At 61.1% G+C, this 17260-nt stretch carries 15 protein-coding genes; 7 read left to right on the plus strand and 8 right to left on the minus strand.

The genetic code is table 11. The annotated features are described in order from the left end of the window. Positions 1-147: 147 nt before the first annotated feature. From glpE to LCH64_RS18875, 7 genes are all read right to left on the minus strand, one after another. The gene (gene glpE / locus LCH64_RS18845; RefSeq protein WP_003228847.1) at positions 148-477 is read right to left on the minus strand and encodes a thiosulfate sulfurtransferase GlpE; all 330 of its coding nucleotides are present in this window, start codon (positions 475-477) and stop codon (positions 148-150) included. Between the two features lie 33 nt (positions 478-510). Next, positions 511-1392 (minus strand): symmetrical bis(5'-nucleosyl)-tetraphosphatase, encoded by an 882-nt coding sequence (locus LCH64_RS18850; RefSeq protein WP_003228845.1) that lies wholly within the window; start codon positions 1390-1392, stop codon positions 511-513. Next, on the minus strand, positions 1392-1772 hold the full coding sequence (gene apaG, locus LCH64_RS18855) for a Co2+/Mg2+ efflux protein ApaG (protein ID WP_003228843.1): 381 nt from the start codon (positions 1770-1772) through the stop codon (positions 1392-1394). Before apaG ends, LCH64_RS18850 begins: the two co-directional genes overlap by 1 nt. Positions 1773-1886: 114 nt before the next feature. Further along, entirely contained in the window at positions 1887-2705 is an 819-nt protein-coding gene (rsmA, locus tag LCH64_RS18860) for a 16S rRNA (adenine(1518)-N(6)/adenine(1519)-N(6))-dimethyltransferase RsmA (RefSeq protein ID WP_226500976.1), read from the minus strand. Beyond that, positions 2702-3691, minus strand: coding sequence for a 4-hydroxythreonine-4-phosphate dehydrogenase PdxA (gene pdxA, locus LCH64_RS18865; RefSeq protein ID WP_226500977.1), 990 nt, complete (start codon positions 3689-3691; stop codon positions 2702-2704). Before pdxA ends, rsmA begins: the two co-directional genes overlap by 4 nt. Then, complete coding sequence (surA, locus tag LCH64_RS18870) at positions 3688-5004, minus strand: peptidylprolyl isomerase SurA (protein ID WP_003228836.1); 1317 nt, start codon at positions 5002-5004, stop codon at positions 3688-3690. The genes pdxA and surA overlap by 4 nt, the downstream gene beginning before the upstream one ends. Then, positions 4985-7783 (minus strand): LPS-assembly protein LptD, encoded by a 2799-nt coding sequence (locus LCH64_RS18875; RefSeq protein WP_226500978.1) that lies wholly within the window; start codon positions 7781-7783, stop codon positions 4985-4987. The genes surA and LCH64_RS18875 overlap by 20 nt, the downstream gene beginning before the upstream one ends. 130 nt (positions 7784-7913) lie before the next feature. Between LCH64_RS18875 and LCH64_RS18880 the strand changes: the two genes are divergently transcribed. The 3 genes from LCH64_RS18880 to LCH64_RS18890 are packed head-to-tail and all read left to right on the plus strand — an operon-like array spanning position 7914 to position 10370. Then, positions 7914-8933 (plus strand): phosphotransferase, encoded by a 1020-nt coding sequence (locus LCH64_RS18880; RefSeq protein ID WP_226500979.1) that lies wholly within the window; start codon positions 7914-7916, stop codon positions 8931-8933. After that, on the plus strand, positions 8930-9601 hold the full coding sequence (gene murU, locus LCH64_RS18885) for an N-acetylmuramate alpha-1-phosphate uridylyltransferase MurU (RefSeq protein WP_201136429.1): 672 nt from the start codon (positions 8930-8932) through the stop codon (positions 9599-9601). The genes LCH64_RS18880 and murU overlap by 4 nt, the downstream gene beginning before the upstream one ends. 1 nt (position 9602) lies before the next feature. Continuing rightward, the gene (locus LCH64_RS18890) at positions 9603-10370 is read left to right on the plus strand and encodes a TerB family tellurite resistance protein (RefSeq protein WP_226500980.1); all 768 of its coding nucleotides are present in this window, start codon (positions 9603-9605) and stop codon (positions 10368-10370) included. Positions 10371-10501: 131 nt separating this feature from the next. On the opposite strand, the gene LCH64_RS18895 is transcribed toward LCH64_RS18890, so the two are convergent. Continuing rightward, on the minus strand, positions 10502-11491 hold the full coding sequence (locus LCH64_RS18895; RefSeq protein WP_226500981.1) for an alpha/beta hydrolase family protein: 990 nt from the start codon (positions 11489-11491) through the stop codon (positions 10502-10504). A 74-nt stretch (positions 11492-11565) separates the two neighbouring features. Here LCH64_RS18895 and LCH64_RS18900 point away from each other — a divergent pair, with 74 nt between their 5' ends. The 4 genes from LCH64_RS18900 to LCH64_RS18915 all read left to right on the plus strand — a co-directional run bounded on the left by LCH64_RS18900 (position 11566) and on the right by LCH64_RS18915 (position 17243). Next, positions 11566-13962 (plus strand): sensor histidine kinase, encoded by a 2397-nt coding sequence (locus LCH64_RS18900; RefSeq protein ID WP_226500982.1) that lies wholly within the window; start codon positions 11566-11568, stop codon positions 13960-13962. An 84-nt stretch (positions 13963-14046) separates the two neighbouring features. Next, positions 14047-14676, plus strand: a complete 630-nt coding sequence (locus LCH64_RS18905) for a response regulator transcription factor (RefSeq protein WP_003228820.1) — start codon at positions 14047-14049, stop codon at positions 14674-14676. Positions 14677-15026: 350 nt separating this feature from the next. After that, a complete protein-coding gene (locus LCH64_RS18910) occupies positions 15027-16151 on the plus strand; it encodes an ABC transporter ATP-binding protein (protein WP_108591995.1) in 1125 nt (374 codons plus the stop codon). 48 nt (positions 16152-16199) lie between these two features. Next, the gene (locus LCH64_RS18915; RefSeq protein ID WP_103485889.1) at positions 16200-17243 is read left to right on the plus strand and encodes an ABC transporter substrate-binding protein; all 1044 of its coding nucleotides are present in this window, start codon (positions 16200-16202) and stop codon (positions 17241-17243) included. The last annotated feature ends 17 nt before the right edge of the window (positions 17244-17260 follow it).

A 17260-nucleotide genomic window follows, 5' to 3' on the forward strand; every position in this document is an offset into this window, starting at 1 on the left:
CCGGCTCTCCCCTGTTTTGGATGGCCTGGGCTTAAGGATAGTTGGGAATTCGGGAGGTAAAGGGGAGATACGTAATTAGTTGTGGCAGACCGTTCGTCTGCCCCGCGCAGGCCCACGGCAGCCGGGGCCTGCGCGGGACAAAAAAAATTATTCGGGCGTGCCTTGCGCGGTTTCTGCAGGATAAGTCGTACGCCACAACTCGAAACCGCCGTCCATGCTGTAGACGTCGGAGAAGCCCTGACTGATCAGGTACGCGGCGGCACCCTGGCTGGAATTGCCGTGATAGCAAACGACGACAGTCGGTGCATCAAGGTCGGCGCCCTGGATAAAAGCGTGCAAGGAATGGTTGTCCAAATGCTTCGAGCCACTGATATGCAGTGCGGCAAAGGTGGCGGGATCACGGACATCAACCACGACTGCGCCTTGTTCACGCAGGGCCTGGGCCTGTTCCGGGGGGATTCGTTTGAATTCGCTCATGGCGGGTTCCTGTAGCTCGGCAGAATGCGCAGTCTAACGCGGCGCGCTGACTGGCGACGTTTCGGGGATAAGTGGTGCGACTGATGGTGCAAGCCCGCCATGTTCATCGCACTTGCAGGACACGCGCTCGCCGCTGTCGACGTTCATCAATGTAAGGCTGCCGCCCCAGACACAACCGGTGTCCAGCGCCGAGATACCCGGTTCGTGAACGTCGCCTTCCAGCGCGGCCCAGTGACCGAAGATGATCCGCAGACCGCGGGTCTTGCGCTCCTTGTGCTGGAACCAGGGCTTGTAGCCCGGCGGGGCGGTATCGAGGCCTTCCTTGCTTTTGAGGTCGAGCTTGCCCTCGGCGGTGCAGAAGCGCATGCGGGTGAAATAGTTGGTGATGACGCGCAGGCGGGTCACGCCCGTGAGCTCGCTGTCCCATTTCGCCGGCTCATTGCCGTACATGCCGTCCAGGTAAAGCGGAAACAGGTTGTCGTCACGCAGTGCCGCTTCGGCCTCGGCCGCGTACTTCAGGGCCTTGCGCAAGGACCACTGCGGAGGAATGCCCGCATGCACCATGGCCACTTCACGTTGCTCGTCGTAGTGCATGAGCTTTTGCTGGCGCAGCCACTCGAGCAGATCGGCCGCGTCGGGGGCTTCAATGATCTCGCGCAGGGTATCGGACTTCTTCAGGCGCTCAATGTTGTTGGCCGCAGCGAGCAGGTGCAGGTCATGGTTACCCAATACGCAAACCAGCGAGTCACGCATGCCGTAGAGAAACCGCAGGGTTTCCAGCGATTGCGGGCCGCGGTTGACCAGGTCGCCGACCAGCCACAGCCGATCGAGCTTCGGGTCGAAAGCCACTTGCTTGAGCAGACATTTGAGCGGTTCGAGGCAGCCTTGCAGGTCGCCGACGGCGTACGTCGTCATCAGTGCAAGGCTCCGGGTACAGCGAGGCGGAAAGGCTTGATGATCGCGTCGAAATGCTTGCCGTCGTCGGCGACCATTTCATAAGAGCCCTGCATGGTGCCGACCTTGGTGGTCATCACTGTGCCGCTGCTGTAAGTGTGGCTCTTGCCTGTGTCGATCAGCGGTTGCTGGCCGACGACACCGGCGCCGCGCACTTCTTCGACATGCCCGTCACCGTCGGTGATCACCCAATGCCGCGACAACAGCTTGGCCGGGAGCGCGCCATTGTTTTGCACGGTGATGGTGTAGGCGAAGGCGAAGCGGTTGTGCTCGGGTTGCGATTGGTCTGCCAGATAGTGGGTGACGACACTGACATCGACCTGATAGCGAGAATCGGACATGCAAAAGGGCCTTAAGCAAAGCGGAACGCGAGGCGTAGCTGATGGGGAATCAGTCTAGGCAAGTATCGGGCAGTAAACCAGAGTGGCGTCCTGCCCGATAGCGTTCATCGCCGGTCAGTCGGCGGCGGGGGCTTGCGGGGCTTGTTCGCTGAGCTTGTCGGCCAGGCGCACGAATGCGGCCAGGTCCAGTTGCTCGGGGCGCAGGCTGCCATCGACGCCGGCGGCTTCGATCTCGGCAGCGGTCATCAATTGCTTGAGGGTGTTGCGCAGGGTCTTGCGGCGCTGGTTGAACGCTTCGCGTACCACGCGCTCGAGCAGGCGATGATCCTTGGCCGGGTGTGGCAATACGGCGTGCGGCACCAGACGGACGATGGCCGAGTCGACCTTCGGCGGCGGGTTGAACGCGCCCGGGCCGACGTTGAACAGGTGTTCCACGCGGCAATGGTACTGAACCATGATCGACAGACGACCCCAGTCGCCACCACCGGGGCCCGCGGCCAGGCGCTCGACCACTTCCTTCTGCAGCATGAAGTGCATGTCGCGAATGATGCCGGCGTTATTCAGCAGGTGGAAAATCAGCGGCGTGGAGATGTTATACGGCAGGTTGCCGACCACGCGCAGGCTGTTCGGCGCGGCGTTCAGTGTATTGAAGTCGAACTTCAGCGCATCGCCCTGATGCAGGTTGAAGTTGCTCTTGCCGGCGAACTGCTGGTTGAGGATCGGGATCAGGTCCTTGTCCAGTTCCACCACGTCGAGTTGCGCGCCGGAGTAGAGCAGGCCAGCCGTCAGTGCGCCCTGGCCCGGGCCGATTTCCAGCATGCGGTCGCCGGATTTGGCGCTGATGGAGCGCAGGATGCGGTCGATGACGCCGGCATCGTGCAGGAAGTTCTGGCCAAAGCGTTTGCGCGCCTTGTGTTGGTATTGCTCGGTCATAAACGGGTCTCGGCCATCTGGTAGGCGGTTTCCAGGGCGACCTGCAGGCTGCCGGTGTCGATCTTGCCGCTGCCGGCCAGATCCAGGGCGGTGCCGTGGTCGACCGAGGTGCGGATGATCGGCAGGCCAAGGGTAATGTTGACCGCGGCGCCGAAGCCTTTGTACTTCAGCACGGGCAGGCCCTGGTCGTGGTACATCGCCAGCACTGCATCGCAGTGCTCCAGATATTTGGGGGTAAACAGAGTGTCGGCAGGCAGCGGGCCACGAAGGTCCATGCCCTCGCCGCGCAGGCGCTCTAATGTAGGTTCGATGATGTCGATTTCTTCATGGCCCAGGTGGCCGCCTTCACCGGCGTGCGGGTTGAGTCCGCAGACCAGGATGCGTGGCTGGGCGATGCCGAATTTGTCTTGCAGGTCGGCGTGCAGAATCCGTGTGACCCGCTCCAGCCGATCAGGGGTGATTGCATCGGCAATCTCGCGCAGCGGCAGGTGGGTGGTGACCAGCGCCACGCGCAAACCGCGGGTGGCGAGCATCATCACCACTTGTGCGGTATGGGTCAGGTCGGCGAGGAATTCCGTATGCCCGGAGAACGGGATGCCTGATTCGTTGATCACGCCTTTGTGTACCGGAGCGGTGATCATCCCGGCGAAATCGCCGTTCAGACAGCCGTTGCCGGCGCGGGTCAGGGTTTCCAGAACGAATGCGGCGTTAGCCTTGTCCAGGTGCCCGGCAACCACGGGGGCGCTGAGCGGGGTATCCCAGACGTACAGGCTGCCGGCGGGTGCCGGTACATCCGGCCAGTGATCTGGCGCCACCTCCAGCAAAGTGACGGCCAGCCCCAGCTGCGCGGCCCGCTCGAGGAGCAGGTCGCGGCTGGTGATGGCAATCAGGGGGTGTGGCTGGGCTTGCGAGGCGAGCAGCAGGCACAGGTCGGGACCGATGCCGGCTGGTTCGCCGGGTGTCAACGCGAAACGCTTGGGTTTCACTGCGCTGCCTGGTCTGCACCAGGGAGTTTGATTTCTACGTAGGCTTCTTCACGAATCTGACGCAGCCAGTTTTGCAGCTCTTCATCGTATTTTTTGTTACGCAGAACGGTCATTGCCTGTTGCTCGCGGGCCTGCTCGGTGCTGTCGGTGGCGCGGCGGCCAAGGACTTCCAGAACGTGCCAGCCGTACTGAGTCTGGAACGGCTTGGACAGCTGACCTTGTGGGGTCTTGGCCATCACTTCGCGGAATTCCGGTACCAGTGCGTTCGGGTCGATCCAGTTCAAGTCGCCGCCGTTGAGCGCCGAACCCGGGTCTTCGGAGTAGTTCTTTGCCAGTTCAGCGAAGTCTTCACCCGCCAGGATGCGTTCGTACAGCGACTGCACCAGCGCTTTGGTCTTGGCTTCGTCGCGGATCGGGCTTGGCTTGACCAGAATGTGGCGCACATGCACCTCATCACGCATCTGGGTTTCACCGCCACGCTTGCCGAGCACTTTCAGGATGATGAAGCCACCTGGTGTGCGTGCCGGTTGGGTGATATCACCCACCGCCATGTTGCTCAGCTCGCGATCGAACGGAGGTGGCAGTTGAGCGGCTTTACGCCAGCCCATGTCGCCGCCTTCCAGAGCGTTGTCGCTGCCGGACTTGGCAACGGCCAGTTGACCGAAGTCAGCGCCTTGCTTGAGTTGCTGGTAAACGTCCATGGCCTGACGGTAAGCGCTCTGAATCGCTTCAGAATTGGCGCTTTCCGGCGTTGGAATCAGGATGTTCGCCAGGTGCAGCTCTTCGGACAGTTGCATCTTGCCCAGATCGGAGGCGAGGAAGTTCTTCACTTCCTGCTCGGAGACCTGGATGCGTTCTGCCACGCGGCGCTGACGCACACGGCTGATGATCATCTCGCGCTTGATCTGGTCACGGGCGTCGTCGTAGGACAAGCCGTCGTGAGCCAGAGCAGCGCGGAATTGATCCACGGTCATGTTGTTGCGCTGAGCGATAGTGCCGACCGCCTGGTTCAGCTCTTCATCGGTAATGCGAATGCCGGAGCGTTCGCCGATCTGCAGTTGCAGGTTTTCGACGATCAGACGCTCGAGCACCTGCTGATCCAGCACGCCGGGAGGCGGCATGCCGCCCCCGCGCTTGGCGATGGTCTGCTGAACTTCGTGGACACGCTGGTCCAGTTGGCTCTGCATGACCACGTCGTTATCAACGATCGCGACCACTTTATCGATGGACTGAACTGCGGCATTGGCCGCAGTACCCAGGAACAGCGCGCCCAGCAGCAGCGGGCGCAGACAATCAGAAAGCTTGGTCTTCACGTTGACGATAACCTTGGATGCCTTTGTCGAGGAAGCTCTCGGTTTTGGCGCCGGTGAGGCCGCCGAGTCCCTTCAGAACAATTTGGAGGAAGACGCCGTGGTCGCCTTTTTCGTTTTGCGGAGCTTCCTGACTGAATTCGTCATAGGAAACCCAGTAACGGTTGATCAGGCGCAGTTTCCAGCAGCAGTTGTCGTACTCGAAACCACCGAAGGCTTCCAGCGTACGGTTGCGGTTGTAGTCGTACTGCCAGCGGCTGATCGCGCTCCACTGTGGAACGATCGGCCAGATGACCGAGAAGTCATGCTGCTGGATCTTGTAGTAGTCCTTCACGTAGCCAGGCTGCCCCGGGGTGCCGTAGTCGCCACCGCCCACCGACCACTTACCGGTGGTCTGGTCGTAGCGAACCTGGTCATTACGATAGCGATAGCCGACGTTGACGATCTTGTTCGGGTTGTCCTCAGGCTGGTAATGGAACATCGCACTGCCGGAACGTGGGCTGCGGCTGTCCGGGTCCCAGTTGTAATCGGCAGTGGTGCGCCAGTCGCGGTTCCAGCGGTATTCGTATTCCAGTGCGTATGGCGATACGTCGGACTGGGCATCTTTGCGATCCTTGAACGCGATGCCTGGCAGTTGTACTTCACGATCCTTGAAGTAGTAAGCCTGGCCCACGCTGATGCGCTGACGTTCGAAACCGTTGTCTTCGATCCAGCGGCTGGTTACACCCAGCGACAGCTTGTTCTCGTCGCCGACGCGGTCGGAGCCGGAGAAGCGGTTGTCGCGGAACAACGACGCGTAGTTGAAGGTGTATTCACTGGTGTCGAATACTGGAATGTCTTCCTGATCAACCTTGGGTACATAGAGGTAGAACAGACGCGGTTCCAGGGTCTGGCGATAGTTCGTGCCGAAGTACGACGTGTTGCGGTCGAAATACAGGCCGCTGTCGACGCTGGCAATCGGTACGCCACGGTTCTGGTTGCTGTCGAAGGTGCCGTTGAGTTTGTTCTGCTCAGCGGTTTGATTTGCGATCTGGCCTTTGCCGATACTGTCCAGATCCAGCTGGTACTGGGTGTACTGGTATTTGAGCGATGGCTTCAGGAAGCCGTAAGTCCAGTTCATCGGCAGGCTGACGCCTGGCTTCAGATTCAGACGGTCGCCGTTAGCGCGCGCCAAGCCTTGGATGTTTGTATCCAGGCGTGGCGAGATGGTGCCATCTTCATCGGTAAAGTTACCGTTTTGCAGGTCACGATCGAACCGAACAATTTCGGTCTCATAATCGAAATTCAAACCTTCCGGGTGATACGGCAACTGACCATTGAAGGTGATCTGCGGCAGACGGCCGTAAGGCGTGATGTTCGAAACGGTTGCCAATTGGTACTGCTGCGCATTCAGGCGAGCGGTGTAGCTGTCGCCGCGGTAGGTCACCGAACCCTGCTGGTTCACATAGTCAGAGCTCTTCACACCGATCTGATCGGTGGTCAGATCCTGGAAGTAATACGGATCGCTGATCTTGGTGTAGTCAACCTGGGTATACACGCGGGAGTCGAGACCGCCCTTGTGCTGCCAGTTGTACATATAGCGATTTTTTTCGTAATCGGACTGTTTGCTGCGATCGGTATCTTCATCGTTGAGGTACGCCGCACCGAACTGACCTTCGCTGGACTTGGTCAGGTATCGGAACTCGCCTTCGACCAGCATGCCACGCTTGCTCATGTAACGCGGATACAACGTGGCATCGTAGTTCGGTGCCAGGTTGAAGTAGTACGGGGTGACCAGCATGAAGCCGGTGTCGCTGCCGGTGCCGATGGTCGGCGGCAGGAAGCCCGACTGACGACGGTCATCGATCGGGAAGTAGATGTACGGCGTGTACAGGATCGGAATGTCCTTGACCCGCAGTGTCACGTTGGTCGCGGTACCGAAGCCGGTGGCAGGGTTCAGGGTGATGTTGTTGCCCTTGAGCTGCCAGGCGTTGCTGTTCGGTTCGCACGTGGTGTACGTGCCGTCCTTCAAGCGGATGATCGCGTTTTCGGCACGCTTGGCGTACAGCGCGTTACCGCGGATGCGCGATTTGTGCAGCACGTATTCGGCGTTGTCGACCTTGGCTTCACCGGTATCGAGCTGCACATCGGCGTGGTCGCCGACGATCAGTGCACCGTTGTCGCGAATGCGCACGTCACCATTGAGTTCGGCGCGGCTCTCGGCCTGGTACAGGCTGGCCTCGTCGGACTCGACCTGCATGCTGCCCTGACGCAGGACCACGTCGCCGGCCAGCGTACCCACCTGATCTTGGGTGTTGTAGCGCGAGGCTTTGGCGCCGATAAAGGTCGGTGCGTCACTTTTATTCGTCTTGTCATTCATGCCAGGACGAATCGGTTCGATATAGGAACCAGAGCAGTAAGGACCGGTCTCGGCCAATTGGGCGGCGGTGAGCTTCTCGCGCGGAACCCAGTCGAGGTGACTGTAGTCTTCGCTACGGGATTTCAGGCCGCGGCCTTTGGCTTCGGTGACCAGCACAGGCTTGGCGCCGGTGTCGGAAGTGGAACCGTTCTGGGCCGGGGCTTCGCCAGCGGCGCTGACGGCACTGCCGTCATGCACCGGACGCGGCGGCAATGCAGCTGCCGACGTCTTGGGCGCACAAGCCCAGCCACCCGTTGCCGAGACGGCGCAGTCATACTGCTCGGCGGCGACAACGAATTGACTGGCCAGAGGTTGCATAGCCAGCAGACTGCCGGTTACCAACAACGGAAATTTTTTACGAAACGCGGGGGATTTCAATGCCATCTTATTAGTCCGGGCTTCCTGCGTGCCATCTGCCCGCGGTGTGGGCCGCACGCCTCTCGATGGTCTGAAAAAGATGCTGGATAATAAAGCATGACCCGCTTGACGGCTAGCGCCGTCGGAGACCCTTGCAATGCCTGACCAAGATGTACGCTTGCAACACCTGAAAGTTTGGCTCGATGAACAGTTGGCAATTCTTTTTGCAGATCAGGGCTGGGGCGCCGTACCCCCGGCCACGTTGACCGCGGCCAGCAGCGACGCGAGTTTCCGGCGGTATTTCCGTTGGGAAGGAGCGGGCCGCAGCTTCGTCGTGATGGATGCTCCGCCACCCCAGGAAAACTGCAAACCGTTCGTGGATATCGCCTTTTTGCTGGCGAAATCCGGAATTAACGTGCCGAAAATTTATGCAGAAGACCTCGAACGCGGATTTCTTTTGCTCAATGACCTGGGCAACAAGACCTATCTCGACGTAATCGACAGTGAAAATGCCGACGCTTTGTTCAGCGATGCCTTGCAATCTCTGCTGGCTTTTCAGCAATTGCCGATGGTCGCACCACTGCCGAGTTACGACGTGGCACTGCTGCGCCGCGAACTGGAACTGTTCCCCGAGTGGTACGTGAAGCGCGAACTCGGCATCGAGTTTGATGCAGCACAGCAGCAACAGTGGCAAGCCGTCAGCGATCTGCTGATCGACAGCGCTCTGGCCCAGCCGAAAGTGTTGGTGCACCGCGACTACATGCCGCGCAATCTGATGCTCAGCGCGCCGAATCCCGGTGTGCTCGACTTTCAGGACGCGGTCTACGGCCCGGTCACCTACGACGTCACCTGCCTGTTCAAGGATGCCTTCCTCAGTTGGCCTGAAGAGCGTGTGCGTGGCTGGCTGGAAAGTTACTGGCAGCAAGCCGCTGCGCTGAACATCCCGGTGCAGGCCGATTTCGAGGACTTCCTGCGCGCCAGCGACCTGATGGGCGTACAGCGTCACCTGAAAGTCATCGGCATCTTCGCCCGCATCTGCCATCGCGATGGCAAGCCGCGCTATCTGGCCGACGTGCCGCGTTTCTTCGCCTATATAGAAGCGGTGATCGCTCGTCGTCCGGAACTGGCGGACCTGCAGGCGTTGCTCGCCAGTCTGCGTGGCGGAGTGACTGCATGAAGGCCATGATTCTGGCGGCAGGCAAGGGCGAGCGCATGCGCCCGCTGACCCTGACCACCCCCAAACCGCTGGTGCGTGCCGGCGGCGTACCGTTGATCGAATATCACCTGCGCGCGCTGGCAGCGGCCGGTTTCAGCGAGATCGTGATCAACCATGCATGGCTCGGTCAGCAGATCGAGGATTATCTGGGCGACGGTTCGCAGTTCGGCGTGAGCATCCAGTACTCGCCGGAAGGTGAGCCGCTGGAAACCGGCGGCGGGATTTTCCGCGCCTTGCCATTGCTCGGTGACGACGCGTTCTTGGTGGTCAACGGTGACATCTGGACCGATTACGACTTCAGCGTGCTGCATCAACCGATCAATGGTCTGGCGCATCTCGTACTGGCGGACAACCCGGCCCATCATCCGACGGGCGATTTCACCCTGACTGACGGTCGGGTGAGCGATGGCCAGGCGGGTGCGCAAACCCTGACCTACAGCGGCATCGCCGTGCTCCATCCGCAGTTGTTCGATGGCTGCGCGGACGGCGCGTTCAAGCTCGCACCATTGCTGCGCAAAGCCATGGCCGATGGACAGGTCACGGGCGAGCGTCTGAAAGGCCATTGGGTGGATGTCGGTACGCATGAGCGTCTGGCCGAAGCTGAAGCATTGATAGAAGCGAGTCGTTGATATGTTGTGGCCAGGGACTCTGATTGGAGCCGGAGCAGGTTTTGCGATTGCCAGCATTCCGGGGGCCATGCTTGGGGCATTGTTGGGACAGGCGCTGGATCGGCGTCTGCACTTGCAGAGCTGGGGACACTTGCGGGAAAAACTCGGCGGCCGGCCGATGTTGCGCAACGACGAATTGCTGTTCGTGTTGCTCGGGCGTCTGGCCAAGAGTGACGGGCGGGTGACGGACGGTCATATCCAGCAGGCGCGCCATGAAATGAACGCCCTGGAAATGAGCGAACCGGCGCGGCGGCGGGCGATTGCCGCGTTCAATCGCGGCAAGTCCGGCGGCGACCGCCTGCGCGGTTATCTGCGTCGCCTGAGTGCTCAGCCGCATGCTGCCGAAGGCGTGTTGCGCGCCTGCTGGCGGATGGTCTGGGCCGACGGCCGCGCGGGCGTCAGTGAGCGTGAATTATTGGCGCAGTGGGGCAAGTGGCTGGGGTGGACAACGCACCAGATCCAGGCGCTGGCCAATGATTACGAGCCGAACAAACGGCCGATTGTCAGTGCTGCGATGAGTTATCAGGAAGCGATGCGCCTGCTCGGCGTGTCGGCGACCAGCGAGCCGGCGCAGATCAAGCGCGCCTATCGACGACTGCTCAGCCGTCATCACCCGGACAAGATCGCCGGCAGCGGCGCAACGCCGGAGCAGGTGCGTGACGCGACCGAGAAAACCCGCGAGCTGCACAACGCGTTTACGTTGATTCGGGCGCGACGGGATTTTCGCTGATCGCTAGAGTTGAGTTGTTGATGAGGGCCTCTTCGCGAGCAGGCTCACTCCTACATGTGATCGAATTCCTCCAGGTGGAATGCGATCACCTGTAGGAGCGGGCTTGCTCGCGAATGGGGCGACTCGGTCTATCAGTCAGCCTTCTGCGGATTCAACCAGCCACGCACCCGCCGGAACACCTGTTCCTGCTCAGCCTTTTTATCCGGCAACGCCTTGAGTGCCACCTGGCTGAATGCTGAAGTCTTCAAGCGCTTGCTGGCCTGCATGCGTTCCAGCGCCGCGGTGCGATCCAGCGCCTTGTCCATGTAGAAAATATCCGCCGTCGGCAACTTCAGGGTCGGCGTCAGCTCGGCCAGTGGCGGCTTGGCCTTGCTTGGCGTTTGCGCATCGACCATCACCAGCTTCTCGACCTGCGAACTCTGTCGCTCGCTGAGAAAACGCGCTGCCCAGTACGCGCCCGTGCCGTGACCGAGGACGACGACCCGGCGTGCGCTTTGTTGCTCAGCGTAGGCAATCGCCGCGTCGATCCGCGCGAAGATGCGCTCGGCATCCGCCTTGGACTGTTCTTCAGTCGTTTCGGCAACCACCTGATCCGCCACTTCCGCTTCACCGCCCGCCGCCTGTTCGATCGGTTGCGCGGTGGTGGAATCCTTGCTGCCACTTTCCGGGGCTTTCGGCGCGGCGGCGGGCGCAATCACCCGCGGGGCGATGACATCGCTTTGCAGATCCGGCAGGGTGATGCTCAGGCTGCTCCACTCGACGTCGGGCAATTTGTTGCGCAGCGGGCCGATCACTTGCGGCCAGTCAGCGGTTTCGCCGGCGCCCGGCACGATAATCACCGCACCTTTCGGGTCGGCGGTGTTGGCCGGTTTCCACAGGGCGAGGAAAGTGTCGGCGCCAGCCTGCAGTTGCTGCTGTTCTTGCGCCGGGACTTTGCGTTCGAGTGCCGCGGCTTCTTCCTGACTACGCTCAAGCAGTGGCTGGCGTTCGGCCGGTTTTTCGGTAGCCGGTTGCTCGGCGGTGGAGGCGGGCGCCGGATCGGCGGCTTCGACGGAAAACGCACAAGGCAGGATCAGCGACAGGCACAATGCTGGCATTGCCAGGCGGTAGACAGAGGGCATCGGTTATTCCAGGCCAGAAAAGTATCCCGGCAGCCTAATGGGTTGGTCAGAATTTGTCAGTGTACGAGACTTCAATGATGCGTTTTTGCTGCCTGTGGGTTATCGGCTGGTTGTGTTTTCCCTTGATGGGCTGGGCGGCGTCTGCGCCGGCGGCGCACGCGGCGCTGTTGACGCCCGGCGAGCAGCAATGGCTGGCGCAGCACCGAGAGCTGCGCGTCGGTCTGGTCTTGCAGGCACCGTACGCACAGTACGACCGGCGTCTGCAGCGCTTGTCCGGGGCCAATGTCGAATTGATGAAGTCACTGGCCAAAACCCTGAATGTCGATCTGAGCTGGCGCAATTTTCAGGATCTGACACAACTGGAGGAGGCCGCTCGCGAAGGTGAAATCGACATCGCCCCGGGCCTGACCCAGACCCCGGAGGCACTGCGCCTGTGGCTGTTTTCCGATCCTTACATGCGTGTGCCGCAACTGGTGGTCAGCGACCAGAAGAGCGGCGGCGTGGTCGAGCTGGAAAAGCTCGACAGCCTGTCCCGCGTCGCCGTGCGCATGCCCAGCGTTACCGCCGATTATTTGCGCAGCAATTATCCGCACCTGAATCTGCAAGGCGTGCCGCTGGAACGTCAGGCGTTGCAACTGTTGTTGACTCAGCAAGCGTCCTACGCCGTGGTGGACGAAGCGCAACTCGGGCGATTGTCCGCCGAGCCGGAGTTCGCCGGGCTGGTGGTGGTCGGCGATATCGGCTTGCCGCAGCTGTTGCGAGTCGCCTCGCGGCGGGACTGGCCACAGTTGGCCGGGATTATCGAAAGTGCCTTGCGGGCGATCCCGGCCAAGGATCTGGAGCGCCTGCACAACCAATGGCTGCAACCCAAGTACCCGCGGCTCACCGAATCGCCGGGGTTCTGGCAGAACCTCAGTCTGCTGTTTGCCGTTTTGCTGCTCAGTTGTGTGGCCATCGTGGTCTGGCAGCGACGCCAGCAACATAGCCTCGAACAGCGCCTGCTGACGGCCCGGGAAGATATTGCCCTGCGCGCGGCCAGTGAAGAAGCCTTGCGCCTGACCCAGTTTTCCATCGATCAAAGCACCGTCGGCATTCTCTGGGTCAACTGGGACAGCCATGTGCGCTACGCGAACCGCGCGGCGGAACACATGCTCGGTTATCCACAGGGTGCGCTGATCGAACGGCCGCTGATCGACTTCGAACCCGGTCTGCACATGGACCGCTGGCTCAACCTGTGGAAACGCGCGCGGGCCAGTGAAGAAGGGCCGCTGAGCTTTGAAACCAGTTGCGTGCGCGCTGATGGCAGCATCCTGCCGGCGGACGTCTCGCTGAGTTTTCTGCGCTTTCGCGACAGTGAGTATCTGGTGGTTTATCTCACCGACGTCACCGAGCGTCGCCGAGCACTGGCTGCGTTGCAGGAAAGTGAAGCGCGCTTGCAAGGCATTGCCGCCAACGTACCGGGGCTGGTGTTCCGCCTGGAGCGGGCGGCGGTAACCGGGCAGATCGATTTCGCCTACATCAGTGAGGGCAGCGAGAGCCTGGTCGGTTACGCGCCGGCCGCCATCGCGCACCGTGACATGGGCTTGCGCAGTCTGGTGCATCCCGACGACAGGGCCAGTTACCACCAGACCCAGGATCAGGCGCTGGACACCGACAGTGACTGGTCGTGGCAGGGCCGCATCCTCACTCGCCAGGGCGAACAGCGCTGGGCCGAGATCAAGGCGATCACCCGCCAACTGGAGGATGGCGCTTATGTCTGGGACGGCATCGTCTGGGACATCAGCGAAAGCAAGCGCATTGAACTGGAGCTGGCCGCGTCCCGCGAGCAACTGCGCGAATTGTCGGCGCACCTGGAAAGCGTGCGCGAAGAAGAGAAGGCGCGGATCGCCCGGGAAGTGCACGATGAGCTGGGGCAGATGCTCACGGTTCTGAAACTGGAAACCTCGATGTGCGAGCTGGCCTATGCGCAGCTCGACCCGGGGCTGAACGAGCGCTTGAACAGCATGAAACGCCTGATCGCCCAGTTGTTCCAGTTGGTGCGCGATGTGGCGACGGCGCTGCGCCCGCCGATCCTCGATGCCGGGATCGCCTCGGCGATCGAGTGGCAGGCGCGGCGGTTCGAGGCGCGTACGCAGATTCCGTGTCTGGTGCAGGTGCCGGACAATCTGCCGGCGCTCAGCGATGCCAAGGCCATTGGCCTGTTCCGTATCCTGCAGGAGGCGCTGACCAACGTCATGCGCCATGCCCAGGCGCATACTGTGGAGCTGACGCTGGTGCTGGAGGGCGATGAGTTGTGTCTGACGGTCAGCGATGATGGCGTAGGCTTTGTCGCCACTGCGGATCGGCCGACGTCCTTTGGCCTGGTCGGCATCCGCGAGCGGGTGCTGATCATGGGCGGGCGCTTGCAACTTGAGAGTGAGCCGGGGGAGGGCACCAGTCTGCATGTGTGGGTGCCGGTGAGTGAGGTCTGAAGGTTTGTGGTGTTTGAGCTGACGCTATCGCGAGCAGGCTCGCTCCCACAGGGTTTGGTGTGTACCTGAAATCTGGAGAAAAACTTGATCCGTGTATTGGTAGCCGAAGACCACACCATCGTCCGTGAAGGCATCAAGCAATTGATCGGCCTGGCCAAGGATCTGCAAGTGGTGGGGGAGGCGAGTAATGGCGAACAACTCCTCGAAACGCTGCGCAGCGTGCCATGTGAAGTGGTGTTGCTGGACATCTCGATGCCCGGGGTCAATGGACTGGAAGCGATTCCGCGGATTCGCGCGCTGAACAATCCGCCGGCGATTCTGGTGTTGTCGATGCACGACGAAGCACAAATGGCTGCCCGTGCGCTGAAGGTTGGCGCCGCTGGCTATGCGACCAAGGACAGTGATCCGGCGCTGTTGCTGACGGCGATTCGCAAGGTCGCGGCCGGCGGGCGTTACATCGACCCGGAGCTGGCCGACCGGATGGTCTTCGAGGTCGGCCTGACTGACACGCGTCCGTTGCATTCGCTGTTGTCCGAACGCGAGTTCTCGGTGTTCGAGCGCCTGGCCCAAGGCGCCAACGTCAACGACATCGCCCAGCAACTGGCCCTGAGCAGCAAGACCATCAGCACCCATAAGGCGCGGCTGATGCAGAAGCTCAACATCACCTCGCTGGCCGAGCTGGTGAAATACGCGATGGAACATAAACTCCTCTAAGCACACCGCAGTTAAAACTGTAGGAGTGAGCCTGCTCGCGATAGCGTTCTGTCAGGCAACACTTCAGTGACTGAGCCACCGCTATCGCGAGCAGGCTCACTCCTACAGGGGATCTTCATAGCGCCCGAAATTGTGGGCATATCCATTAGCGACAGGCGCTTTTGCCTGTTCTTGCGGCTCGCCGCTTGTCGATTCCGCCGCGCTTGCCAAAACGCGCCATCCTTGTAGGGCAATCCCTACCCCCAACCTTCCATCCGGCTGAGGCGATTCTCTCCTGCGCCCCGATTTGCGTGACTGGCGCCAGCCACTAGGCTTGTTCCACAGCAGTTACCAATAACAAAGGTGTGGGTATGAGCCAGGTCGATTCAAACGCAGGGGCCAGTGACGTGCTGGTCAGCTTTCGTGGAGTGCAGAAGAGCTACGACGGCGAGAACCTGATCGTCAAAGACCTCAACCTGGACATTCGCAAGGGCGAGTTCCTGACCTTGCTGGGGCCGTCCGGCTCGGGCAAGACCACCAGCCTGATGATGCTCGCCGGGTTCGAAACCCCGACCGCCGGTGAAATCCTCCTGGCCGGCCGTGCGATCAACAACGTGCCGCCGCACAAGCGCGACATCGGCATGGTGTTCCAGAACTACGCGCTGTTCCCGCACATGACCGTGGCCGAGAACCTGGCCTTCCCGCTGACCGTCCGTGGCTTGAACAAGAGTGACGTCAGCGACAAGGTCAAGAAAGTCCTGAGCATGGTCCAGCTCGACGCGTTCGCTTCGCGTTATCCGGCGCAACTGTCTGGCGGTCAGCAGCAGCGTGTGGCGCTGGCCCGGGCGCTGGTGTTCGAACCGCAATTGGTGCTGATGGACGAACCGCTCGGCGCACTCGACAAACAACTGCGCGAACACATGCAGATGGAGATCAAGCACCTGCACCAGCGCCTCGGCGTGACCGTGGTCTACGTGACCCACGACCAGGGTGAAGCCCTGACCATGTCCGACCGCGTCGCCGTGTTCCATCAGGGCGAAATCCAGCAGATCGCCCCGCCGCGCACCCTCTACGAAGAGCCGAAAAACACCTTCGTCGCCAACTTCATCGGCGAGAACAACCGCCTCAACGGCCGTCTGCTCAGTCAGAGCGGCGAGCGCTGCGTGGTCGAGCTGGGCCGTGGCGAGAAGGTCGAGGCGCTGGCGGTCAACGTCGGCCAGACCGGCGAACCCGTGACCCTGTCGATTCGCCCGGAGCGCGTGAGCCTCAACGGTTCGAGCGACCAATGCGTCAACCGCTTCTCAGGGAGGGTGGCGGAATTCATCTATCTGGGCGACCACGTCCGGGTGCGCCTGGAAGTCTGCGGCAAGACCGACTTCTTCGTGAAACAGCCGATTGCCGAGCTCGATCCAGCGCTCGCGGTCGGCGACGTGGTTCCGCTTGGCTGGCAGGTCGAGCACGTTCGTGCGCTCGACCCGCTGTTAGAGGCGAACTGATCGCCCCCGCAATACCAACACCAACCCTGCACGTGGAGAGAACAATAAATGTTGAGATCCCTGAAGTTGACAGCCCTGACCCTGGGCCTGATGGGTGCGGCACACGCGATGGCCGCCGGCCCTGATCTGACTGTGGTGTCGTTTGGCGGGGCGAACAAGGCCGCCCAGGAAAAAGCGTTCTACGCACCGTGGCAGGCGGCGGGCAACGGCAAGATCGTTGCTGGCGAGTACAACGGTGAAATGGCCAAGGTCAAAGCCATGGTCGATACCAAGAGTGTGTCTTGGGATCTGGTGGAAGTTGAATCCCCGGAGCTGGCCCGTGGTTGTGATGAAGACATGTTCGAACAACTCGACCCGGCGCTGTTCGGCAAGACCGAAGACTATGTAAAAGGCGCGATCCAGCCGTGCGGCGTGGGCTTCTTCGTCTGGTCGACCGTGCTGGCATACAACGCCGACAAGCTCAAAGCGCCACCCGCCAGTTGGGCAGATTTCTGGGACACCAAGAAATTCCCGGGTAAGCGCGGCCTGCGTAAAGGCGCCAAGTACACTCTGGAATTCGCGTTGATGGCTGACGGTGTTGCACCAAAAGACGTTTACAAAGTATTGGCCGGCAAGGACGGTCAGGATCGCGCCTTCAAGAAACTCGACGAACTCAAGCCTTACATCCAGTGGTGGGAGGCGGGCGCCCAACCGCCGCAATACCTCGCTTCCGGTGACGTGGTCATGAGCTCGGCCTACAACGGTCGCATCGCGGCCGTGCAGAAAGAATCCAACCTCAAGGTCGTCTGGAACGGCGGCATCTACGACTTCGACGCGTGGGCCATCCCGAAAGGTCTGGACAAGACCCGCGCCGATGCTGCGAAGAAGTTCATTGCCTACTCGGTTCAGCCGCAGCAACAGAAGACCTACTCGGAAAACATCGCCTACGGCCCGGCCAACACGCAAGCGGTACCGCTGCTGAGCAAGGACGTACTGAAAGACATGCCGACCACCCCGGAGAACATCGCCAACCAGGTGCAGATCGACGTCAGCTTCTGGGCTGACAACGGTGAGCAACTGGAGCAGCGCTTCAATTCCTGGGCTGCGAAGTAACCATCGCTCCCACTATG

This window comes from Pseudomonas sp. MWU16-30322 (assembly GCF_020515535.1).
Classification (GTDB): Bacteria; Pseudomonadota; Gammaproteobacteria; order Pseudomonadales; family Pseudomonadaceae; genus Aquipseudomonas; species Aquipseudomonas fluorescens_H.